Origin of the sequence: Psychrobacter immobilis (assembly GCF_003148585.1) — a bacterium.
In the GTDB taxonomy this organism is placed as follows: domain Bacteria; phylum Pseudomonadota; class Gammaproteobacteria; order Pseudomonadales; family Moraxellaceae; genus Psychrobacter; species Psychrobacter immobilis.
Genome location: NZ_QGGM01000001.1, coordinates 75,945 through 98,190 on the forward strand (window position 1 = coordinate 75,945; position 22,246 = coordinate 98,190).

A 22,246-nucleotide genomic window follows, 5' to 3' on the forward strand; every position below is an offset into this window, starting at 1 on the left:
AAAATCACTGCACGTTATGACGACCGAATAAGCGACGCTTTCGCTTTGGTTCATCATTTTTAACAGTCGGTTGTAAACGTTCAATGTACTCAATCAGCTCCTGATTGGTAAGCGCCGTGACCACCTCACGCTTATTAAGTGTGCGCAATTTGGTATCTGCCTTTACCGGCAGGTCTTTATAACGAAACGGCGTATGTGCGCTCTCGGCATCAGGTAGATGAGTCGGATCCACCTCGTCTTTTATGGCAATATTATGGCCGAGCGCCTGACAGACACGTAGACCGCTACGTACGCCATCTTCATGAAAACCATTAAGCCAATAGGCACCGCAAAAATGTGTGTGCATGCCGTTACCAGAGATACTCGACCATCTGCTTTGCGCCTTAATCATCGCTTTATCAAACACAGGATGGCTATAATCGATGCGCTTAATGACGTGCTTATCATCAATATTGTCATGAACGGTTTCTGGATTCAGCGTAACCAAATAATTGTGCTTTTTGGTCAGGCGTTGCAGAATATTCATGTGATAAGTCAGCACTGGTTTTGCTGATGTTTGCGCTTTTTGATTTGCGAGACTCTCATCAATCAGATAATTCCAGCTGGCCCATGCCAACGGCTTGTTCGGTAGGACACTGACATCGGTATGCAATACGGCGGTATTTTTGGTAAAGCGAAAATGACTGAGTACCTCATGTTCATCCTTACTGGCGTCTGTTAAAATTTTGAGCGCGGTGTCTGCATGACAAGCAAAGATAACTTCGTCAAATACTAATTTTTCGTTCAAGCTTTCGATATTGTTATCAGTAATGCTTTTATTTTGAACCGTCAATAATACTTGCTCACCATCGCGAACCACAGACTGTACGGGACTGTTTACTCTCACCTTACCGCCCGCTTTGATGAAGCGTGGAATCAACTTATTGACGTACTGTTTTGAGCCACCTTTGATCGTAAACCACTGCGGACGATTAACCACATCAAGCAAGCCGTGATTGTCAAAGAACTGTGCAAAAAACACCAGTGGGAAGTCTTGTACTTCATGCAGACTGGTTGACCAAATGGCAGAAACCATTGGCAGCAGATAGTTGTCTATAAACAGCTTGCCATAGCTTTTTTCTGTGAGATAGCTGCCCAGTGTTTGCTCAGTAAAAATACTAACATCTTGCCCGTTAGCACGTGTCATTTCGTAGTCTTGGCGTAGCTGCTTGATATGTTTATTGAACTGTAAAATATCTTTGATAAATTGCCAAAATTTTGGATTGAAAACATTCTTACGCTGCGATAATAAAGTATTGAGCGTGTGACCATTGTATTCAAAATGGCGCGCTGTATTCTTTACCGAAAAGCTCATGTCAGTCGATTGAAACGGCACTTGTAGCTCATGCAGTAGACGAAAGAAATTGGGATAAGTACGCTCATTAAAGACGATAAAGCCAGTATCTATGGCACTGTTTTCCACATTTCTGCTCTTTGCTTTTTTGCCGTCTTGTAGCGCCACATCGATGGTATTTACATGCCCACCAATATAATCATTAGCCTCAAACACTGTCACTTCATGTTGCGCCACCAGATAATGAGCGCAAGTCAATCCTGATACACCTGAGCCAATGATAGCAATACGTTTTTTAGCTTGAGCGTTAGTCGTCTGTTTTGAGAGGCTGCTGGCTTCATGAGAGACTGTCTCTAGGTTCTTACGTTTACGGCGGTTAAACAGCATTGATGCGTTCCTTTCCATATTTTTAGTAATTTATTTTTAGCCGTTTTTCAATATAATAAGCTATTTTTTATTGATTTTTTCACTGACTTGCTGCCACACCAAATCTGGCAACGTACCCAATACCTTTAGCGGTAAAGTGAGCTTTTTGGGAAATTCGATCACATCGTGACCACTCGCGATACCATCACGAATAGCTTGGCTTGCCTGCGCTGTTGTTTGGATAAAGGGCATGGGAAAATCGTTTTGCTTAGTCATTGGCGTCTCGACAAAACCAGGCACGACCAAACTTACCGACACATCATGCGGTGCAAGGCTAATTTGCAAAGTTTTCATTAGATAATGGATGGCAGCTTTTGAGCTGCCATAAGCTTCGGCACGAGCAAATGGCACATAAGCAGATGCTGAACCAATGCCAACCAGACGACCTTTTGAGGCGATTAGTTTTGGCAATATCCCTTCGATCGCATGTGACAATGTACCCATATTTACCGACATCACTTTCATAAAAGAGGCGCTATCGAAGTTTGGCATGTCCAAATATTCGCACATGCCAGCGCCACAAATCGCCAAATCAACCTCTTCAATTTTTTCAAAAGCGTCGATAACTTTATCCCGATCCATGAGATCTAAATCAACCGTTTCTGCGCCTAGTGACTCAAGCTCAGCCAATGCGCTATCGTCTCGACCAACGGCATAGACATGATGACCGTCTAGTAGATAGTCTTTTGCCAATTGATTGCCAATACCAGACGTCGCGCCAGTAATAAGTATATGTAATTTCTTAGTAGAGTCAGTCATCGTAAACGTCCTTTTATTTGTGCTGATAGTACAAAACTTACCATGCATTTAAGTGCTAAATACTTGCGTATCATCTTTAGTCAGCTGATGGCATTAACCTTTTCTTATTAAGGTATCATCCATTTTATTTATTAAATCTAAACAATCATAGCGCACGGCTATCGATTTATTGTTGTGGTTTCGCAATCAATGCGTCTCTTAATTGACTGAACCTGTCTACTCTCGCGCACTGGAAAAATTGCTCTTAGGTCTGTCGTTTTATGTTACTAGCCTTATAAGACAGCGTAATTACGGCATGCTACAATACTAAAAATCAAAAATAGCTTTACATTAAATGGCTGATTAGTCAGCGTATTTATCATGAAAATATCCAACCTGTTAAAAGCGCTTGTCTTTATTAACGGTTATTTATTTTCAAAAATCAACTTCCCTTGCGACAGTTTTTGAAACTGCCTGATATCGTGTCCTCCTGATACCGTGTCCTAATGACATCTCAAACGTTATACAATTGATGATAGCGCTTCACCAATCCCACTCCACTATAAAAAGGATCTCTCATGAGCGAATTGCAACTCTCTGACCGCGTCAACAACATCAAGCCATCGCCTACGCTAGCGATTACCAATAAAGCCAAAGAGCTAAAAGCAGCTGGTAAAGACATAATCGGTCTGGGTGCGGGTGAACCTGATTTTGATACGCCAGAGCACATCAAAAAAGCAGCAATCGATGCCATTAATGACGGTTTTACCAAATACACCGCTGTCGATGGTACGCCAGAGCTCAAAAAAGCCATCATTGAGAAGTTCAAACGTGACAACAACATCAGCTATGAGCCAAACGAAATCCTAGTATCGGTCGGTGGTAAACAATCATTTTTTAACCTTGCGCAAGCCTTTATCAATCCAGGTGATGAAGTCATCATTCCGGCACCTTACTGGGTCAGCTATCCTGACATGGTCATCATTGCAGAAGGCGTACCAGTCATCGTCAAATGCCCTGCTGAGCAAGATTTCAAAATCACCGCTGAGCAGTTAGAAGACGCCATCACTGACAAAACTAAAATGCTGGTATTGAACAGCCCCTCTAACCCAACCGGTATGATTTACACGTTGGATGAGCTAAAAGCAATCGCTGACGTGCTGAAAAAGCACCCACAAGTTTATGTCGTTTCAGATGATATGTATGAGCACATCCGCTGGACGGGTGATAAGTTCTACAATATTCTGAATGCCGCACCTGAGCTAAAAGAACGGGCGATTATTTTAAATGGCGTGTCAAAAGCATATGCGATGACTGGCTGGCGTATTGGTTATGCTGGTGGCCCTGCCAAGCTGATTGGGGCAATGAAAAAAGTACAATCACAGTCAACCTCATGCCCAACATCGATCAGCCAAGTTGCTGCTGAAGCCGCTATCAGTGGTGATCAAAGCGTGCTCACCCCGATGGTAGAAGCCTTTGAAAAGCGTTGTGATCTAGTCGTTGATGGTTTGAACGCGATTAAAGGTATCACCTGCCTGCGTCCTGATGGCGCTTTCTACGTATATCCTGATATCAAACCACTCATCAAAGCCGCTGGTCTGTCATCATGTACTGAATTTTCAGCATGGTTGTTAGAGAAGGTTGGCGTTGCAGTGGTGCCTGGTGACGCCTTTGGTCTTGGTGGCTATATGCGCATCTCTTACGCGACTGATGAAGCAACGCTAAAAGATGCGTTATCACGTATCGAAAAAGCGGTTGCTGATCTAGACGTTGCTGAATAAAGACTAAACAGCCACTGTCTTAAAACTACTACGCTTAAGTATGTGCTTATAAACGAAGACGCCACCTATCCTCTATGTGGCGTCTTTTTATTCATCTCACAATTGGGAGTTTTTTTGGCAAAAAACCTCGAAAAACGCCTTATCCCCTTATTAAAATAATTATCTTTGATAATTATGCAGAAAAGGCTTGACGTATTTTTTATTTTTGCTAGAATACGCCCCACTTAGCAAGAACTCGTTAGAGACTTCTAAGGCTCGTTGTAAGGTTTTAAACACTTGCAGCTTATTCTCCAATAGCTCAGTTGGTAGAGCAACGGACTGTTAATCCGTGTGTCCCTGGTTCGAGCCCAGGTTGGAGAGCCACATTTTAGTTGTAAATTTCTTGAATTATCTTTAATTCAATTATGGCATTTGCCAAAACCCTCATCTCTTTGATGAGGGTTTTTTTATAGCTGCTATTTTTATAAATCGATAAGTAGTATAGTTGTTATCTACCTACAAAAAGCAAATGCATGTTCAAAAAAATATCCTTAAGCACTCATCATTTAACTATTGTGCTTGGCTATCCAGTTTTGCATTTGCTCAATTTCAGGCTGCTGCGCGTCAATTATTTGTTGTGCCAATTGACGCATTTCTTCATTTTTGCCATACTTTAGCTGTATCTTTGCCATATCTACTGCGCCAATATGATGCGGCAACATACCGCGAGCAAATGCCATATCTGGGTTAGGGTCAGCGATACCTGCCATCATTTCACTATGCATCGTATCCATACCTTTAGCATAAGCTTTCTGCATGGCTTCAGTATCAGACGTTGGCTCAGCAGCATCAGGGTGGTTGGCAAGCCAGTTCTGCATTTGCTCAATCTCAGCTTTCTGAGCGTCAATAATCTCTTGTGCCAACTGACGCATTTCTGCATCCGTACCATACTTTAGCTGAATCTCTGCCATATCAACAGCACCTATATGATGACCAAGCATTCCTTGGGCAAAGGCAGCATCGGGATCGTTGTATGCCATGCCTGCCATCATTTCATCATGCATCTTAGTCATAGAGTCATTATACTCTCCATGCATGCCCGTCATCGCATCGCCTGACATATCATGACCTGCATGAGCATCCATCGCGCTAGTGTCTGTTGTAGCATTATTAACGGGAGCCGCCTCGTCTTTGACAGTAGCCTCTGTTACGTCATTCGTCGGCTGACAAGCGCTAAGCATCATCACGGCACTGACACTAACTGCAAGCATGGCAAGACGTGAATTTCTTATCATTTTCATGGTAGATCCTTAATTACAATCATTTGGTAGTTATGGTTCATATAAAAACTGGCAAATCAGCTAAGATCCACCAGTTGGAAAAATCATTTAATTTATGTACTAAGAGCAGTGTGTTTTAAGGTTATTTACTCTAATGCTTCGATCAGTGCCTGCATCTCTTGGATTTCACGTTTTTGTGCTTCGATGATGTCGTCAGCAAGTTGCTGTACTCTAGGGTCTTCTATATCGGCTCTTGAGCTGGTTAAGATCGCAATTGAATGATGCGGTATCATAGCCTGCATCCAATCCACTTGATCGACGGTTGCTTGAGATCTGACGCCCCAGATACCCACGGTAAATAGCAATACGCTAAGACCATAAATCATTAAATTGACCTTAGTTTTCTTGTACATATTGCTCATAAAGGCGAGCATAATCACTGCCATGCCTGCGCCCATATATAGCGCCATATAGGCTCTGGTCTCACTAAAATAAATATGATCCCACTCATAAGTATTGAAGTACATCATGATATACATCACCACGGTAGACGTCAGAATCATGAGGGTGAACTTTACATAAGGGTTCATCTGTTTTTGCTCTGTATGATTCATCAGTCAGTCTCCATCAATGCTGCTATCAGTACTACAATGAGTAACTGAAATTTGAAAAACTATCTAAAGTATTGGCTTATAGCTGCTGCTCTGCGGACTCAATCTCAGCGTATACTTGGTTTGTGCCATCTTTATTGATTTGCATAATTTGGTATGGCATAAACTTATCTTGATATTCCATACCAGGGCTACCGACGGGCATACCCGGTACCGCCAAACCAATGGCATGCTTTGGTGGATTTTGCAAAAACTCAGCCACATACTTAGCAGGAACATGACCTTCGATGACATAACCATCACTGGTAACGGCGGTATGGCAAGAACGCATCTCAGCAGGTACACCGTAACGCTCTTTAAATAATGACAAGTCTGCAACATCATGGGCAGTTGTCGTTAACCCATTATCTTCTGCGTGCCCTATCCATTCTTTACAACAGCCACAATTGGCATCTTTATAGACAGTGGCTGACACGTTCTTGAGCAGGTCTGGGTTGTTGGCTGTTGTCTCTGTCACTGTTTGTCTACTCTGTATAGCGTTTGCCTCACCACTGCTGGCGTTAGCGGCATTGGCAGTAGAGGGGCTAGCATTAGAAGCATTGCTGTCAGGTTGACCACATGCTGACAATATGGCAGCGGTTAATAAGACCGCTGACCCTCGAACAAACTTAACGGTAAAAGGCATCATAGAGGCTTCTCATAGTGTTGAATATTTCATGGTGTTGAATATTAAAATTAGGATGTATTGAAGCCAAACTAGCATAACCACTCTGACAGTCAGATGACGCCAAGATGACAATTTTGTCATCTTCTAGACTGAGCATAGGTTTATTACCAGTATTCCTCTATGATTGATAACAATAGAGACATTTTATATTGATCTCATCCTAAATAATTGGTGCGAGTATGCTATGAAAGTATTGTTAGTCGAAGATGAATTATCGCTTGGCGACTACATCAAAAAAGGTTTAAGCGAGGCAGGTTTTATCGTTGAGCATAAAACCACCGGTTTAGATGGTTATCATGCTCTGATGACTGAGGACTTCAATGTCGTGGTGATGGATGTGATGCTGCCTGATGTCAGTGGTTTTGAGCTGGTCAGTAATTATCGCGCTGCTGGTAACACCATCCCTGTATTATTTTTGACCGCAAAAGATGACCTTAGCGACCGCATAAAAGGCTTTGAGATTGGAGGTGACGATTATCTCACTAAGCCTTTTGCCTTCGCTGAGCTGTTGGTCAGAATCAAAAGCTTACTACGCCGTGCCAATCAAGCAGATTACGCCAGCACAGTGCTTCAAATGGCTGATTTAAAACTGGATATCGCCAAACGTAGCGTACATCGAGATAAGGGTTCTATCAAATTGACGGCCAAAGAATTTGCGCTATTGCAGTTTTTACTTGAGCATCAAGGCGAAGTATTGCCCCGCTCTGTCATCGCTTCACAAGTATGGGATATGAATTTTGATAGCGATACCAATGTGATTGATGTGGCGATAAGACGCTTACGAAGTAAAATCGACGATGGCTTTGAAAATAAGCTCATTCATACCGTACGCGGTATGGGCTATAAACTAGAAGCGGACAATAGCGCCGTTACAGTCAATAGTGAAACTAGCATTGATATGAGTAATGAGGCTAATACAGTTTCTAAACTCAACCACGTTGAAGTGAAATAGCATGGCATATAAATCGGAGCATCGACGCCTATCATTACTGTGGCGCACTACTCTAGTATTAACAGTATGCGTGCTGATATCTCAAGCTTTTTTGTACATATGGATACAGCGTTCGGTCAATGATCATTTTGAACAAATGGACTCAGAGATCCTGACTCATGCTGCGTTTAATTTACGACAGTACATGACAGAGATTACATTGGATGATCAGCGCTCTAACAACCTTGCCGACCCTGCTTATCTCGCCAATACAGCATCATCTGTGGTAGATATCTTTCGACCAGATTATGAAGTCAAAACAATTATCACTGACCATAATGGGCGTGTCATCAATAGTCAGCCAAAGGATTTTATTGATAAACTCAATGACTCCCAATTGGTCGAAAAACTATGGCAGCAGCACCGCGATCAACCCTTTGACTTGCAGCTTAATCATCGTCATTATCGCGCGCTGGTCATTGAGCACTCTAATCGCTTGGCATTAATCGCGCTACCGATTGATGTGCATCATCAATACCTTGCCCAGTTTAATCACCATCTTATTCTGATACTTATTGCGATCACTTTTATCTTGGTATCAGTGGCGGCTTTTAGCGTCTATCTAGGATTCGCCCCCTTAGCGACCATCAGTCAAAAAATGGCACGTATCAACGCCGAGCAGTTAGACGATAGAATCATCGTCTCTGAAATGCCAAGCGAGCTGCGACCCTTGGCTGACGCTTATAATGCCATGATGGATAAACTTGAACACAACTTTGCCTCATTATCACAGTTTTCAGATGACATTGCTCACGAACTGCGCACACCACTGGCAACGTTAAGCACTCAAACTCAAGTGATGCTCAGTAAACCTAGAGACCATCAAGAATATGTCGAGCAGCTACATCATCAACACGACACGCTCAAGCAACTATCCCTGCTAATTAACAATATGCTATTGCTGGCAAAAACTCAAAAAGGTCTCTACGATTCACAACGTCATCTTGTCGATACCAACTCACTGATAATTAAGCTCATCGATTATTTTGAACTGATAGCCGAAGAGCGCGGTATCTCTTTTGAGAAAAAAGGGGAATTTGATGTGGTATTAGGGGATGAGAGCTTGTTACAAAGGCTGTTTGCCAACTTGATATCTAATGCGATTTACTACGCCGCCAGCGACAGTATCATTACTATTATCGCCGTTTCTAAGACTGCTAGCCTCATAAAACATAACGCTCACGCCCTTAGAGAAACGGTTCAGCAGCCATCGCTAAATATTACTATCACTAATCGCTTGCAGACGCCACTAACTCAAGCGGAAGCAGATAGACTGTTTGAACGCTTTTATCGTCATCACAAATCCAATAATCAGCATTCGGGCACAGGGCTGGGATTGGCCATCGTACAAGCAATCGTCAATGCCCATAACGGCAAAGTCATTATTACCATTAAGGATGAGTATTACTTTCAAGTTAACGTACAGTTATTAAAAGAATCATAGGGCGGGTTTGATCGAGAAATGGTCACCATTTGGTCACCGAACAGGTGGTCAGAAAGCGGGTGATCAGCGATTTTCAAAAGTTAGAATGTATGCAACCAAACTGATAGAGAATACACTATTGAAGATAGACTATTCCCTATCAGTTGATAAAGAAAAATAGCCAACCTTTATAGATAAAGGCTGTAAGAGGAATTTTAAACACAAAAAAAACCCCAAACAAAATTATGTTTGAGGCGAAACTTGCTTAAACTCAAAAGTTTAAAATTCGTTTTAGCTTTTTACTAAATATGGCGCAGCGGACGGGACTCGAACCCGCGACCCCCGGCGTGACAGGCCGGTATTCTAACCAACTGAACTACCGCTGCTTAGGTCGTCTTAGCATCTTCTCTTATTACAGAGACACTCGCTAAAAAGAGTGGTGGGTGATGACGGATTCGAACCGCCGACATTCTGCGTGTAAGGCAGACGCTCTACCAACTGAGCTAATCACCCTGAGAAGCGTTAAAGAATTGCAGTGCAATTTTAGCTTCGCAAGTTAAAATTCCTTAAAGGGAATTTTATAGAAAGTTTAATCTTTAAAGTTGTCACGCTTTAAGTCAGTAAAAATTCTAACAACATTGAACTTAATTAAGTCCCCTTGCTGTGGGTGTGTATTATATAGATTTACACATGGCTGTCAAACAGTATTTTCAGTTTTTTAACCTATTTTATAGGTTTTTATTTATTAATCTGACAAGCCTATGTTTTCATTGGATTTATATTTTTATAAAAAACCAATAAATTTTCAAGCATGACCCTATTTACTGGCTAATGCTTGTTCGATATCCATTTTTATGGCTTCTGGTTTGGTGGTTGGCGCATAGCGGTCAATGACCTGTCCATCTTTACCAATTAAAAATTTAGTAAAATTCCATTTGATACCGTCTGTTAATACGCCACCCTTTTGCTCTTTAAGCCAATCAAAAATAGGATGAGCGTCTTTGCCATTGACATCAACCTTCGCCATCATTGGGAAACTGACACCATAGTTCTTTTGACAAAATGCGCCAATCTCCTCATTACTGCCTGGATCTTGCCCGCCAAATTGATTACAAGGGAAACCAATAACGACCAATCCTTGATCTTTATATTGCTGATATACTGCCTCTAGGCCTTCAAATTGCGGCGTAAACCCACATTTGCTGGCGGTATTGACGATTAATAACACCTTACCTTGATAATCAGCAAAGGCTTTTGCAGTACCGTCCATACGCTCAGCAGTAAAATCGTAAATCGTGCTCATCATTTGTCCTTCAATCGATTCAGTTATTATTTTGATGTTCTTTTAAGCCGTGCTCATTTTTCAATAACAGTGAAAACATTAATAATGCTAATAACTGGCAAGGCAGCATCTCGCGCTGCCCTGCCATGATTCTAAAATACTCTAAGCAATTTTTTCACCAATTACTTTTCAGATTTATCTAAATCAATAGACACAGAATTGATGCAATAGCGCATCCCCGTCGTCTCGCTTGGGCCGTCAGGGAAGACATGACCTAAATGTGCGCCGCAGTTACTACAGGTCACTTCTGTCCGCGTCATGCCCAGCGAATTATCCACATGCTCCTCGATAGCGCTGTTATCAACTCCTTGGTCAAAACTTGGCCAACCACAGCTGGCATCAAATTTATTGCTTGAGTCAAATAAGCTCGCACCGCAGCCTTTGCAGCGATAAATACCGTCATCAGTCGCATCGTTATAGACGCCCGTAAATGGGCGTTCTGTACCCTTTTCACGCATCACGTGATATTCATCAGCACTCAAACGCTCTTTCCAATCAGCTTCTGTTAACTGGCTGATCTCTTCTTGGCTAAGTTGATTGTCTTGCATAATGTATCCTTAATTTGGGTATGTATTATCTCGTCCATTAGCATTAGCTTTTATCTGCTATTAACTAACACTTTATCGCCATATTTTTATAAAAACGATGGGCCTTATCTATTGTTTATCTATTCAATATTCAAGGCATACATTACAAGAAAACTATCATAAACAAGTGATGGCGTAAGGTATTGAAAAAGCTATGATAAATAAAATACAGCAAATTTTCTTAACATATCAATGAATACAGATGTAGCCATGACAATAACTCTCTGAAAGAAGTTTGATATCTAGTAGAACAGCAGTAAGGCAACTATAATACTATTGATGCAAGTTATTCTTGCATCAATAAATACATCTTCCTTAAAAAAAGCTTGCATTGATACTAACAATGCAATAATATCTTGCATTGTTAGTATCAATGCAATAATATCTTGCATTGTTAGTATCAATGCAATAATATCTTGCATTAAGGCTTAATTAAAACAAATGCCTGCTTTCCTTCTCTCGATTACCAACTACTGAATAAAGGCTTGAATGATTATGGCTGATGACAAAAATAAAAGCACACAAGCCGAAAGACTGGTACAGCTACGTCGTGATAAAGGGCTGACTGCTGAGCAATTAGCGCAAGCCATGACCGCAGCAGGCGCAAAAGTCAGTCGCGGTGCTATCTCGAATTGGGAGCGTGGTACTAATGGCATTGTGTCATCTAAACTACCAACGCTAGCACACATTTTAGGCTGCAGCGAAGGCTATCTGTTACGCGGCGAACTAAAAAACGACAGTGATAATAAAGAGGTGAGTAAGAGCGCTCATTCTCATAATAAGAATAGTCAAAACACGTCATCTGCTCAAACTGACAAGATACATGACTCCCAAATCAATCAAACAGCTACAACTCCTACTATAGATACAAACTCACAAAATAACCCTATGAGTGGTCACATTATGAACACAATAAAAAAATCGGATAAATTACAAAATGTTTGCTACGACATTCGCGGCCCGCTATTACAAACAGCCAATAAGATGGAGGCAGAAGGCAAACGTATATTAAAGCTGAACGTCGGTAACCCAGCCCCCTTTGGTTTAGAAGCCCCGCATGAGATTTTGCGCGATGTGGCGATGAACCTACCAGACGCGACCGGTTATTCCGACTCGCAAGGGATTTTTTCAGCGCGTAAAGCCGTCTTACAGTACTACCAATCAAAAGGGTTGCTATCGGCAGTTGATGTCCGTGACGTCTATTTGGGCAACGGAGTTTCTGAGCTGATTGTAATGACCATGCAGGCCTTGATGAATGATGGTGACGAAGTGCTTATCCCAATGCCAGACTACCCGCTTTGGACGGCAGCGGCGAACCTAGCTGGCGGCACAGCGGTACATTATCGCTGTAATGAAGACGACAATTGGCATCCTGATATCGAAGATATTAAATCTAAAATCACCTCTAAAACTAAAGGTATCGTGGTGATTAACCCTAATAATCCAACGGGTTCACTTTATAGTGATGAATTACTGAAACAAATTATTGAGGTCGCTAAAGCGCATGATTTAATCATCATGGCCGATGAAATTTATGATCGTATTCTTTATGATGATATGGTACACACCCCAATGAGCACGTTGACTGATGATGTGCTGGTGCTCTCATACAATGGATTATCTAAATCGCATCGTATCGCGGGATTCCGCGCAGGTTGGATGATGGTGTCTGGCAAAAAGCACCATGCCACTGACTTTATCGAAGGTTTGGACATGTTAGCGTCTATGCGCTTGTGTTCCAATGTCCAAGGTCAGTATGCCATTCAAACGGCGATGGGCGGCTATCAAAGCATGAAAGAGCTCACGTCAGAGCGTGGGCGCTTATATAAGCAGCGTGAAATGGCTGTGTCACGGCTTAATGCGATCAAAGGTATCTCTTGTACCATGCCACAAGGCGCGTTTTATTGCTTTCCAAAGATGGATCCTGATATTTACCCTATCGAAGATGATATGGCATTTATGATGGATTTGCTTGTGGAAGAAAATGTCTTAATGGTGCAAGGAACAGGCTTTAACTGGGATAAGCCCGATCATTTCCGCTTGGTGTTTTTGCCAAACCTACATGATTTAGAGGATGCCATGGATCGCTTAGATCGCTTCTTTGCCAAAAAGCGCAAACAATTTGGTACCGAATAGACCTTAATTTGACATAAAAAAACGCTTATCGGCGTGATGCTGATAAGCGTTTTTTATTTGAAACGTGCTTATAAATAACGTTAAATAAGATTTAAGCAAAAACCTTAATAAGCGTACGTGTTAAAAAATATTGACCAAAATAATATAACTGATTGCAGACATTGCCGCTGCTGCAGGAAGAGTAATGATCCATGCCAAACCGATAGGTTTCATCAACGCCCAATTGGTGTCTCTATTGACAATACCGATGCCAAGTACTGCACCGACCAAGGTATGCGTGCTCGATACGGGCAGACCCATGGTTGACGCGCCCATTACCACTGCAGCCGCAGCCAATTCAGCTGAAAAACCAGAAGCGGGATGCATTTTTGCCAAGTTGGTACCAACCGTTTGAATGACTTCTTTACCAATGAACCAAAGACCAACGATAAGCGCAACACCAAAGGTCAGCATAACCGCAGGTGGTACAGCGGCTTCAGTCGCAATGCTATTGGTACGGATAACATCCATAATCGCAGCAAAAGGACCGACTGCATTGGCAATATCGTTTGAGCCATGGCTAAAGGCAAAAGCAGAGGCGGTAAAGACCTGCATCCAGCTAAACATAATAAACGTCGCTTTGGTCAAATCCTCTTTATGTTTACCGCGGATACTCTTGGTATAGATAAAGGTCGCAAGCCACACCAGCGCCGCGATCATACCCATGATTAAAAAGCCTTGCAGCGTCGTCATGCCATTATTGACATTCTTTAGACCTTTAAAGATGACCAAAGAGGCCATGACCGCGCCGCCTGCAGCCGCAATGATAGGCACCCATTGCTTCAACGCTTTTAGCGTATCAAGGTTGCTGCGTTCATTTTCAATTTCATAAAGCTGTTTATAGTAATCGGTCTCTAAGTCTTCAACATCGCAATCATCATCTTTGTAGATTTCTTGATCACGTAACATCGCTGACGTATAAGCCAGCTGTTCTGATTCTGTTAAACCGTCCAAAAACTCTTTGTGATTTTGTTTTAAGGTTTTTTTGTCGGCTTTCAAAGTCGCAATGTGCGCCTCTGTTCTATCATTATACTCAATGATGTTTTTCTTAATCTGTCCATATAATACATAGGACAAAACGCCGCCCAATAGCGGTGATAATACCCAAGAAATCGCGATGGTGCCAATCGTACTCCAATTCACCGTTGATAATGCCATTTCAGTACCACCTAACGTGATACCTAATACAATAGAGCTACCAACAACGCCGCCAATAATGGCGTGCGTGGTTGAAACGGGCAGACCCTTTTTGGTGGCAAATAACAGCCAAAATGCGGCAGCGATGAGCGCTGACAGCATGACATAAATGAACTGGTTGGGCGTTACTGAAAGACCATCTAAATCGACAATGCCGCTTCGAATAGTATCGGTGACTTCACCACCTGCCAGTACGGCTCCGGACACTTCAAATATCGCTGCGATACCCAGTGCCTGCGGGATAGTCAACGTCCCTGCACCTACTGAGGTACCAAAGGAGTTGGCGACATCGTTACCACCAATATTGAATGCCATAAAGACACCAAAAGCAGTGGCCACAATAAATAGCGTCGTCTGTTGACGCATCGTGTAATCTAGACCCCACCACAAAAAGTAGGCGGTCATCGCAATCAGTAAAATGGCAAAAAATAGATTTATTCTCATAGAACCGACTGATTTGACTGGCTCTGTAGAACTGTTGCTAATACCCATACGTTGATACGTCCTGCGTAAGCTGATTGAAATTATAGGCGGTTGATGACATTGCGCGGCTATTAATAATGCTCGTGATAGCTTCTGACATTAATATAACGTATATGAAACGCGCAATATGCTTGCTAAAAACGGTTTTTCTTACTGCTATCTTGGTGCTCTACCCTAACGCTTATCTTTTATTTACTCGTATTCAATTTTGCGTAAAGGCAGCAAATAAGGTAAAACACATCACTCAATATGTCACAAAGCCGCAAGGAATATTGCCAAATCGTCTGATTACAGCAGCTTGCGGCTTAGAGATGTCGTAGTAATAATTTTGGTGCTAATAACTGCTATTGTAAGAACCTTTGCCAAACTTATTAACCAGAGTGATTAAAATGTCTGTGTCAAAGGGTAAAAACACTCTACTCACTCAGTGAGTTTCGTGCACAGCAGGAGCTATTACGCGCCTATTATATTAAATATAAGCGCATAATGCATGATGATATTGCAAGATTTGTAACTGCCAGCATATGTGTTAGAAAACATCCTGCTGTAACGCCGCATTATACTCTCTTTCCCTGAATTTATTTAACGTTAAATATATAATAATGACCAATCACATATCAGCTGCCACACACCGCTGATAGTTGCTTAATCGCATGATCTAAAACATCCAAACGTGCTTGACGCTTCTCATTGGTCGCGATGACGCACCACGGTGCGTACTCTGTATCGGTACGTGCCAGCATATCCGCCGCAGACTGCACATAATCTGACCATTTATCACGGTTGCGCCAGTCATCGTCCGTCAGCTTAAACTGCTTGTGCGGTGTCTCCTGACGTGCCTCAAAACGTTTAAGCTGTTCTTTTTTATCAATAGCCAACCAGTATTTGATAACGATTGTCCCCGCCGCGGCTAAATCCGCCTCAAAGCGATTGATTTCATCGTAAGCACGCTGCCATTCCTCATCAGTGGCAAAACCCTCAATGCGCTCAACCAAAACGCGCCCATACCAAGTCCGATCAAAAATGGCAATACGGCTAATACGGTCGGTTTGCTCGTTCGGAAGTTTGGTCCAAAAACGCCATAGATAAGGATGTTGCAGCTCATACAACATTGGCGCACTGATATTATAAATTTGATACTCGCGTGGGTCGAGCGGCGCAACCAACCTTTTGATCGCGCCACCTTTGCCAGCAGCGTCCATTCCTTCAAAGGCAAAAACGATATGACGCCCTTTGCGCGCACGCAGCAACTGGGCAAGGCGAACTTGTTTTTCTACCAACACATCACGGTAGTCCGACTTATCAATCTCTGCATCATCGATATCTTTTAAATATTTAGGAATTTTTACAGGTTCAAACTTTGCTGATTTGAGTGCTTGCTGAGCTTGCTTCTTAGCCTTTGATTTAACAGAGATTTTTACTGTATTTATTTTACTACTCATTAGCGCGGTTTGCATCGCTTGTAGCACTTCATGGCAAAAATGGTCAGCCGCATCTGACTTGTCATCACCATCAATGATGATCCAATCATCTTGCTGGCGTAACAGAACGGTAGCCACTTGATTAAAGGTTTCGATAACTTTTTTACTATTCCAGTCAATTTGGTATAAAAACTGCGGATCGGCTTCATCGTCATTCAATCGCGCTTGCAATGTTTCAATATCCACATGGAACCAGCATTTAAGCAGTCGGGTTTGATTGGCAGCTAAATCTTGTTCGAACGCTTGTAGCTTAATAAGCTGCTGCTGTAAATATGCTTGCCATTGCGCAATCGGTAACGCTTTGTCTTTGGCAGACTTGTCATTGTCTGACGTTGCCATACGCATGACGTTATAAAGCAAGTCCGCATACCAGTTGCCAAAATAAACCATCACATCGCCATGACGGGGTAATGCCTTGGTATGTGCCTGCCAAATCGGCTGATACGCTAAGGGACAATCACCAACGGTTGCCTCAACCTTAAGTAGTCGAGGATCTACCCATTGGCGCAATTGCTTAACAGCAGTGCCCTTGCCTGCCTGCTCCATACCATTGACCAATACCAATAGCCCTGTTGGTTTATTGAGGATTGGCGGCGTCTGTTGCCGCGTTGCTCGTAGAGCATATTGGGCCGTGACCAGTGCCAATCTCAGTGCATCTTTGTCCATAGAAAACTGGCTCAGGGGATTGGGAGTTAAGCGCTCATCGATAATCTGCTCACTAAATTGTGCAGTTAGCGCTTGTGGTGCGGTGGGTTCAGTCGTCTTATTATTTTTGCTCATAACTGTCATCATCCTATGATTGAAAGCGTGTTAGAGTCATCATAGCATTGCAGCAATTCGGTAAATAACGCTGCTATGTAACAGTTTGACATTTGTATTCTGCTTTATTTTCTTTTAAGGTGAACACAATCTCAGACACATGCTGTAATCACGCTCTATAAATACAAAAACCAAAAGTATAAAACATGGTTTATTCTGAGCTTTTTATTCGCAACCTTTTAACCCTCTTTACTTTTATGCAGGTTTACTAACCATGGCCTCTTTAGCCGATTTACAACAACATTTGAACCGTTTTTGGGCACTGCCTTATCATGAAGATTTGGCATTAAACGATAAACTTAGTGAGGTGCAAGCTTGGCAACGAGATCGTATTCAGAACACTCATAAAGACTTGTTTGAGCAACCTCAAAATCAATTAATGGCAGATTATTTTTTGACACAATTGTATGGCGGCGATGAGTTTAAATTGCTGGCCAAACAGTTAGAACGCATTGTACCCAAGGCACAAAAAGTCGAGCGTTTTGCGCCAGCAGCGGCTTTAGAGACTGGCAGCATGGCGATACAAGCCGCTATCTTAGCGATAGAGCTGGATTTACATTTAGCAGAATGGCTATTGGCTCAAGATTTAGCCGTTAACGAAGACAACATGCTGACCGCCTATCGTGCGGTCAATGAAGCCGACACCAGACGTATCCAAATCGGTCATTTAAAAGAGGTGTGCTATCGTACTGATAAGTATATAAACTCTTTTATGTTGCAAAAAGCCTTTGCCTTGGCTAAAGGCACCGCCTACCGTTACAACTATCAGCCTTTGTATGAATTTATCGATTCAGGCTTTAAAGCGATGAAACCACTAAAAAGTGTCAGCGGCTTTATTGAACCGTTTTGTGAGCGTGAGCTTGAGATTATTGACCGTGTTCATGAGACGGATAATGGCGGTAAGCCAATGACGTTTGGTGTATGATAGACGCATCATTTGCTTGGTTAGCTGCTATTTTATACCTTGCAAACCAATAATCATAAAAGTAAATAACAGGATAATGCTATGACCGATAACATCCATAATAACAACGCTCATCTCGATCAAAAACCTACCATCAATGGTCATCTACAAGATAAATTGGTCAGAGATAGCATCACCCACAATCAAAACATCACGGCACAAGTGCAAGCACGTCAGAACTATGAAACTAATACCACGCTTAATACGGGTATTGATGCTGGCGTCGAAAACAGCAAGAAAAATGACTTTACACAAGTCCAAGACCTACCAACGGGAACGCCACAAGGCCAACAAACCACTATGCCAAATAACAATACCAGCAGCAACACTGTAGATAATGCATCTGCACAAACACAAACTGCTAAGCAAACGCTTTTTAATCAGCGTGATGACATCAATAATCCGCATACGCCTGATACTGACGGTAATGAAGAAACGCATTTTGGCTACAAGACCGTCAATAAGGCTGAAAAGCAAGCACGGGTCGCCGATGTTTTTACCTCAGTTGCCAAAAAATACGACATCATGAACGACTTAATGTCATTTGGTATTCATCGCCTATGGAAGCGTTATGCCATCAGCTTATCAGGCGTACGTGCGGGTCAACATGTGCTTGATATCGCTGGTGGTACAGGTGATTTAGCCAAAGTATTTAGTCGTGAAGTCGGCAAAAACGGTCATGTAGTGTTATCAGATATCAATGCCGCCATGTTAGAAGTCGGTCGTGAACGCTTAATCAATGCTGGCTGCAATAACGTCGATTTTGTACTTGCCAATGCAGAAACACTCGCACCATTTGATGACAATAGCTTTGATTTGGTTACTATCAGCTTTGGTCTACGTAATGTCACGGACAAAGACGCAGCGCTCAAATCGATGTATCGCGTGCTGAAGCCAGGTGGACGTTTATTAATTTTGGAGTTCTCAAAACCTGTATTTGAGCCATTGTCTAAAGCCTATGACTTATATTCATTTACCGCCTTACCTATTATGGGCAAGCTGATTGCCAATGATTCTGAGAGTTATCAATACTTGGCCGAATCGATTCGTATGCATCCTGATCAACAGACGTTGAAACAAATGATGCAGCAAGCGGGCTTTGAAAATTGTGATTATCATAACTTGACGGCTGGTATTGTCGCTGTCCATCGCGGCTTTAAAGCGTAAGATTAAGTTTTAAATTACATTACATAGTAATAGACATGCCATCACGTAAAGTGGTGGCAACTGACCTTTACAAATGATGCGCTCTTTTAAGGCGCTCAACTGACTATGCGAGAGCCTTATGCTGACTGTTCTACTTTTGGCGGGTGCCGAAAAGCTGATTAACCTTGCTATTGCGAGTGATGAAATTACCAAATCAGGATTGGCACCGCTTGCTGGCAAAGTGTTGCGACTCAATATGGCCATGCCTGAGATTCGTTTGGATATTTTATTCACTCATGAGCGTTTGCGTTTTGAGCCGGTGACAACAGACAGCGTGTTTGAGCAAAGTGGCGCGATGAACGAGCACCAACAAGCCACTATGGAGCGCGCACGGATTGGTCATAGTCGCCCAGACTGTACCATTACTGTAGATAACCCAGCGCAACTGCTGAATCTGATGCGTGGTACCGAAGGCAATTTACCTATCGCGGGTGACTACAAGGTACTAATGCAGCTCAAACAACTGGTCGCAGGTTTCGATCCAGACGTCGCAGGACAGCTTGAGCCATTTATTGGTAAGCCGATGGCCAGTCAGTTACATCTACTTATATCACAGCTAAAAGGTAACTGGCGTCATAGTGCCAAACGCGCTTTTGATGACGTCAGCGACTGGGCTAATGAGGTAGCAGGTAATAGTGCTCCTGATCCTACCGAGACAGCAGAAGTAAACGATCTTAAGCAGCAACTGTTAAAGCTGCGGTCTGATGTCGAACGTGAAGAGGCCAAACTTGCTGCTATCAAAGATGAACAGGCACGTTTTCTCAATAACTCGTTTCATCAATAACTGTTGTCGTCGATGATCGCTAAATTCTATTATTGATAGCGCTTTTTATAGATAAGTGCAATTTATAAACAAGTGCAGTGCCCACCCTATTTTCGACTTTCTTTAGAGTACCCATACCTCATGCTATTATCTCATCGCGCCCGTTTACTTGAGCTTTGGCGTATCGCCGCAACTTATCGCATCGATACTCATCTTTCTATCGAAGACGCGCCACAGCTGCAACCTTTGGCGCGTTTGATTCGCCTACATCCAGCGGCGTGGGGTAAAAAACACCAACCCAATGCGATTAAATATGCGCTTGAAGACATGGGCACGCTGTTTTTAAAGCTTGGCCAACTGCTGTCAACGCGTCGCGATTTAGTGCCGCCTGAGATTATCGAACAATTGGTTCAGCTACAAGACAAAGTCAAACCTTTCAATTCTGATGTGGCCATTACCCAAATCCAAGACCCTAAACACGGTCTTGGTCAATCGATTGGTACCTTGTTCGCACGCTTTGATGTCAAACCTCTAGCGGCGGCTTCTATTGCCCAAGTACATACTGCTGCGCTGCATGATGGTCGTGAAGTGGTGGTAAAAGTGGTGCGTCCTGATATTCGTACCACCATCATTGCTGATTTTGAGCTACTACGTGAGCTGGCCAATTGGGCATCAGCGCGTATTGAAGCGGCACGTGCCATCCATATCGTCGATATTGTCGAAGACTATCGCCAAGTGATGTTAAACGAGTTGGATTTGACCTTAGAGGCAGACAATACCACTCAGATGCGCAACAACTTCTTGGGTTCGGCATTGATGTATGTACCAGAAGTCTATGATTCTGCCAAAAATGTGATGGTCATGGAGCGTATCCAAGGCGTTCCTATCTCGCAAGTTGCAGTGTTTGATCAACTTGGTTATGACCGAGCAGCACTAGCAGAAAAAGGCTTAACGATATTTTTTACCCAAGTATTCCGCGATAACTTTTTTCATGCCGATATGCATCCGGGTAATGTCTTTGTAGAGACGCCGCCGGTTAAAACGCTCACTGCCGATATGGCAGCGGTTGACTTAGGGCACGAGCCGCGCTATATCGGGCTTGATTGCGCCATCATGGGTACGCTATCAAAAGACGATCAGCTCATTGTGGCGCGCATGCTGTTGGCGGTGATGAATAACAACTTTACGGCGATGGTTGATATCGTCAGTAGAGCTGGCTGGATTCCACCAAATACAGACAAGCATGCCCTAATGCGCGATATGAAACGCACGGTTGGACCTATGCTACAAAAATCTATTAATGATATCGACTTTGCTGGTGTCTTAATGCAAATTTTAGATATCGCCCGTCGTCACCATATGAGTATCCCGCCGCAACTCATGCTACTGCTAAAAACCTTGGTACATGTTGAAGGGCTCGGTCGCGACTTGTATCCTGACCTTGATATCTGGTCACTTGCCAAGCCGATTTTAAGCAGTTGGATTAAAGAGCAGCTCGATCCGATGCGTAATTTACAACATTTACGCCAACAGTTGCCAGAGATTTTATTATCTACGACTGATATTCCAAGGCTACTGGATCAAGGCTTACAAAGCCTTGCCTCACAAGGATCACGCCAAGACAGCCAACTGCGAGAAATACAACAAATTCGTGCGGATATGCTTAATGATCGACGCCGAGATTGGCTAGCACTGTCAGGTTTTGCCATTTTCATTGCCATTGCGACACAGGTTGTTGGCTGGCTCTCGCCTATCTTTTATATATTGGCTATTTTGGTTGTCGTTTGGCGTATTTTAGCTTAACGCTTCGTTATTTTTAATGAAAATAAGTATTGGTTAATAGCCAGTACTATCTAGTATTTATTCAATAAGCTCTCACTCACTTTAAATGTCACTAAAAAGCAATGAAAGTGAGTGAGAGCTTAGCTTTTACATTGCTT

17 protein-coding genes and 3 tRNA genes are annotated in these 22,246 nt (G+C 42.7%); 9 read left to right on the forward strand and 11 right to left on the reverse strand.

The window, feature by feature from the left end:
- Positions 1–4 precede the first annotated feature (4 nt).
- Positions 5–1,720, reverse strand: coding sequence for an NAD(P)/FAD-dependent oxidoreductase (locus C8D84_RS00345; RefSeq protein ID WP_109589206.1), 1,716 nt, complete (start codon positions 1,718–1,720; stop codon positions 5–7).
- 60 nt (positions 1,721–1,780) lie between these two features.
- Positions 1,781–2,518, reverse strand: a complete 738-nt coding sequence (locus C8D84_RS00350; RefSeq protein ID WP_109589208.1) for an SDR family NAD(P)-dependent oxidoreductase — start codon at positions 2,516–2,518, stop codon at positions 1,781–1,783.
- A gap of 557 nt (positions 2,519–3,075) precedes the next feature.
- On the opposite strand from C8D84_RS00350, the gene C8D84_RS00355 reads away from it, so the two are divergent.
- Together C8D84_RS00355 and C8D84_RS00360 are read left to right on the forward strand one after the other, a co-directional pair.
- A complete protein-coding gene (locus C8D84_RS00355; protein ID WP_109589210.1) occupies positions 3,076–4,278 on the forward strand; it encodes a pyridoxal phosphate-dependent aminotransferase in 1,203 nt (400 codons plus the stop codon).
- Between the two features lie 287 nt (positions 4,279–4,565).
- A tRNA-Asn gene (locus tag C8D84_RS00360) sits at positions 4,566–4,641 on the forward strand.
- A 182-nt stretch (positions 4,642–4,823) separates the two neighbouring features.
- Here the strand turns inward: C8D84_RS00360 and copM are convergent.
- From copM to C8D84_RS00375, 3 genes are all read right to left on the reverse strand, one after another.
- Positions 4,824–5,558 (reverse strand): CopM family metallochaperone, encoded by a 735-nt coding sequence (gene copM / locus C8D84_RS00365; protein ID WP_228244389.1) that lies wholly within the window; start codon positions 5,556–5,558, stop codon positions 4,824–4,826.
- Between the two features lie 125 nt (positions 5,559–5,683).
- The gene (locus C8D84_RS00370) at positions 5,684–6,151 is read right to left on the reverse strand and encodes a DUF305 domain-containing protein (protein WP_109589211.1); all 468 of its coding nucleotides are present in this window, start codon (positions 6,149–6,151) and stop codon (positions 5,684–5,686) included.
- A 76-nt stretch (positions 6,152–6,227) separates the two neighbouring features.
- Complete coding sequence (locus C8D84_RS00375) at positions 6,228–6,836, reverse strand: DUF411 domain-containing protein (protein WP_109589212.1); 609 nt, start codon at positions 6,834–6,836, stop codon at positions 6,228–6,230.
- 223 nt (positions 6,837–7,059) lie between these two features.
- On the opposite strand from C8D84_RS00375, the gene C8D84_RS00380 reads away from it, so the two are divergent.
- Positions 7,060–7,827 (forward strand): heavy metal response regulator transcription factor, encoded by a 768-nt coding sequence (locus C8D84_RS00380; protein ID WP_109589214.1) that lies wholly within the window; start codon positions 7,060–7,062, stop codon positions 7,825–7,827.
- A 1-nt stretch (position 7,828) separates the two neighbouring features.
- Positions 7,829–9,310, forward strand: a complete 1,482-nt coding sequence (locus C8D84_RS00385; protein ID WP_109589216.1) for an ATP-binding protein — start codon at positions 7,829–7,831, stop codon at positions 9,308–9,310.
- Between the two features lie 288 nt (positions 9,311–9,598).
- On the opposite strand, the gene C8D84_RS00390 is transcribed toward C8D84_RS00385, so the two are convergent.
- From C8D84_RS00390 to msrB, 4 genes are all read right to left on the reverse strand, one after another.
- Positions 9,599–9,675, reverse strand: a tRNA-Asp gene (locus C8D84_RS00390).
- A 51-nt stretch (positions 9,676–9,726) separates the two neighbouring features.
- Positions 9,727–9,802: transfer RNA gene (locus C8D84_RS00395), tRNA-Val, on the reverse strand.
- A 304-nt stretch (positions 9,803–10,106) separates the two neighbouring features.
- On the reverse strand, positions 10,107–10,592 hold the full coding sequence (locus C8D84_RS00400; protein WP_109589217.1) for a glutathione peroxidase: 486 nt from the start codon (positions 10,590–10,592) through the stop codon (positions 10,107–10,109).
- 161 nt (positions 10,593–10,753) lie between these two features.
- Positions 10,754–11,179, reverse strand: coding sequence for a peptide-methionine (R)-S-oxide reductase MsrB (gene msrB / locus C8D84_RS00405; RefSeq protein WP_045448234.1), 426 nt, complete (start codon positions 11,177–11,179; stop codon positions 10,754–10,756).
- 534 nt (positions 11,180–11,713) lie between these two features.
- Here msrB and C8D84_RS00415 point away from each other — a divergent pair.
- Entirely contained in the window at positions 11,714–13,354 is a 1,641-nt protein-coding gene (locus C8D84_RS00415; RefSeq protein WP_407691861.1) for an aminotransferase class I/II-fold pyridoxal phosphate-dependent enzyme, read from the forward strand.
- Positions 13,355–13,474: 120 nt separating this feature from the next.
- On the opposite strand, the gene C8D84_RS00420 is transcribed toward C8D84_RS00415, so the two are convergent.
- Together C8D84_RS00420 and C8D84_RS00430 are read right to left on the reverse strand one after the other, a co-directional pair.
- Positions 13,475–15,082: an inorganic phosphate transporter gene (locus tag C8D84_RS00420; RefSeq protein WP_109589221.1), complete on the reverse strand. Its 1,608-nt coding sequence runs from the start codon at positions 15,080–15,082 to the stop codon at positions 13,475–13,477.
- Positions 15,083–15,690: 608 nt separating this feature from the next.
- On the reverse strand, positions 15,691–17,334 hold the full coding sequence (locus tag C8D84_RS00430) for an ATPase (protein ID WP_109589225.1): 1,644 nt from the start codon (positions 17,332–17,334) through the stop codon (positions 15,691–15,693).
- 253 nt (positions 17,335–17,587) lie between these two features.
- Here C8D84_RS00430 and C8D84_RS00435 point away from each other — a divergent pair, with 253 nt between their 5' ends.
- The 4 genes from C8D84_RS00435 (at position 17,588) to C8D84_RS00450 (ending at position 22,109) form a co-directional block, all read left to right on the forward strand.
- Positions 17,588–18,298, forward strand: coding sequence for an FFLEELY motif protein (locus C8D84_RS00435; RefSeq protein ID WP_109589226.1), 711 nt, complete (start codon positions 17,588–17,590; stop codon positions 18,296–18,298).
- Between the two features lie 81 nt (positions 18,299–18,379).
- A complete protein-coding gene (gene ubiE, locus C8D84_RS00440; protein ID WP_109589228.1) occupies positions 18,380–19,504 on the forward strand; it encodes a bifunctional demethylmenaquinone methyltransferase/2-methoxy-6-polyprenyl-1,4-benzoquinol methylase UbiE in 1,125 nt (374 codons plus the stop codon).
- Between the two features lie 118 nt (positions 19,505–19,622).
- Positions 19,623–20,327 carry a ubiquinone biosynthesis accessory factor UbiJ gene (locus C8D84_RS00445; RefSeq protein ID WP_109589230.1) on the forward strand — a complete coding sequence of 235 codons (705 nt, stop codon included), beginning with the start codon at positions 19,623–19,625 and terminating at the stop codon, positions 20,325–20,327.
- A 120-nt stretch (positions 20,328–20,447) separates the two neighbouring features.
- A complete protein-coding gene (locus tag C8D84_RS00450) occupies positions 20,448–22,109 on the forward strand; it encodes an ABC1 kinase family protein (protein WP_109589232.1) in 1,662 nt (553 codons plus the stop codon).
- The last annotated feature ends 137 nt before the right edge of the window (positions 22,110–22,246 follow it).

What these genes read in the sequence shown, in the direction of transcription:
- C8D84_RS00385 (WP_109589216.1), top strand. Translation starts at nt 7,829, where the DNA reads ATGGCATATAAATCGGAGCATCGACGCCTATCATTACTGTGGCGCACT.
- C8D84_RS00435 (WP_109589226.1), top strand. Translation starts at nt 17,588, where the DNA reads ATGGCCTCTTTAGCCGATTTACAACAACATTTGAACCGTTTTTGGGCA.
- copM (WP_228244389.1), bottom strand. Translation starts at nt 5,558, where the DNA reads ATGAAAATGATAAGAAATTCACGTCTTGCCATGCTTGCAGTTAGTGTC.
- C8D84_RS00430 (WP_109589225.1), bottom strand. Translation starts at nt 17,334, where the DNA reads ATGAGCAAAAATAATAAGACGACTGAACCCACCGCACCACAAGCGCTA.
- msrB (WP_045448234.1), bottom strand. Translation starts at nt 11,179, where the DNA reads ATGCAAGACAATCAACTTAGCCAAGAAGAGATCAGCCAGTTAACAGAA.
- C8D84_RS00420 (WP_109589221.1), bottom strand. Translation starts at nt 15,082, where the DNA reads ATGGGTATTAGCAACAGTTCTACAGAGCCAGTCAAATCAGTCGGTTCT.
- C8D84_RS00400 (WP_109589217.1), bottom strand. Translation starts at nt 10,592, where the DNA reads ATGAGCACGATTTACGATTTTACTGCTGAGCGTATGGACGGTACTGCA.
- C8D84_RS00415 (WP_407691861.1), top strand. Translation starts at nt 11,714, where the DNA reads ATGGCTGATGACAAAAATAAAAGCACACAAGCCGAAAGACTGGTACAG.
- C8D84_RS00355 (WP_109589210.1), top strand. Translation starts at nt 3,076, where the DNA reads ATGAGCGAATTGCAACTCTCTGACCGCGTCAACAACATCAAGCCATCG.
- ubiE (WP_109589228.1), top strand. Translation starts at nt 18,380, where the DNA reads ATGACCGATAACATCCATAATAACAACGCTCATCTCGATCAAAAACCT.
- C8D84_RS00375 (WP_109589212.1), bottom strand. Translation starts at nt 6,836, where the DNA reads ATGATGCCTTTTACCGTTAAGTTTGTTCGAGGGTCAGCGGTCTTATTA.
- C8D84_RS00350 (WP_109589208.1), bottom strand. Translation starts at nt 2,518, where the DNA reads ATGACTGACTCTACTAAGAAATTACATATACTTATTACTGGCGCGACG.
- C8D84_RS00380 (WP_109589214.1), top strand. Translation starts at nt 7,060, where the DNA reads ATGAAAGTATTGTTAGTCGAAGATGAATTATCGCTTGGCGACTACATC.
- C8D84_RS00370 (WP_109589211.1), bottom strand. Translation starts at nt 6,151, where the DNA reads ATGAATCATACAGAGCAAAAACAGATGAACCCTTATGTAAAGTTCACC.
- C8D84_RS00345 (WP_109589206.1), bottom strand. Translation starts at nt 1,720, where the DNA reads ATGCTGTTTAACCGCCGTAAACGTAAGAACCTAGAGACAGTCTCTCAT.
- C8D84_RS00445 (WP_109589230.1), top strand. Translation starts at nt 19,623, where the DNA reads ATGCTGACTGTTCTACTTTTGGCGGGTGCCGAAAAGCTGATTAACCTT.
- C8D84_RS00450 (WP_109589232.1), top strand. Translation starts at nt 20,448, where the DNA reads ATGCTATTATCTCATCGCGCCCGTTTACTTGAGCTTTGGCGTATCGCC.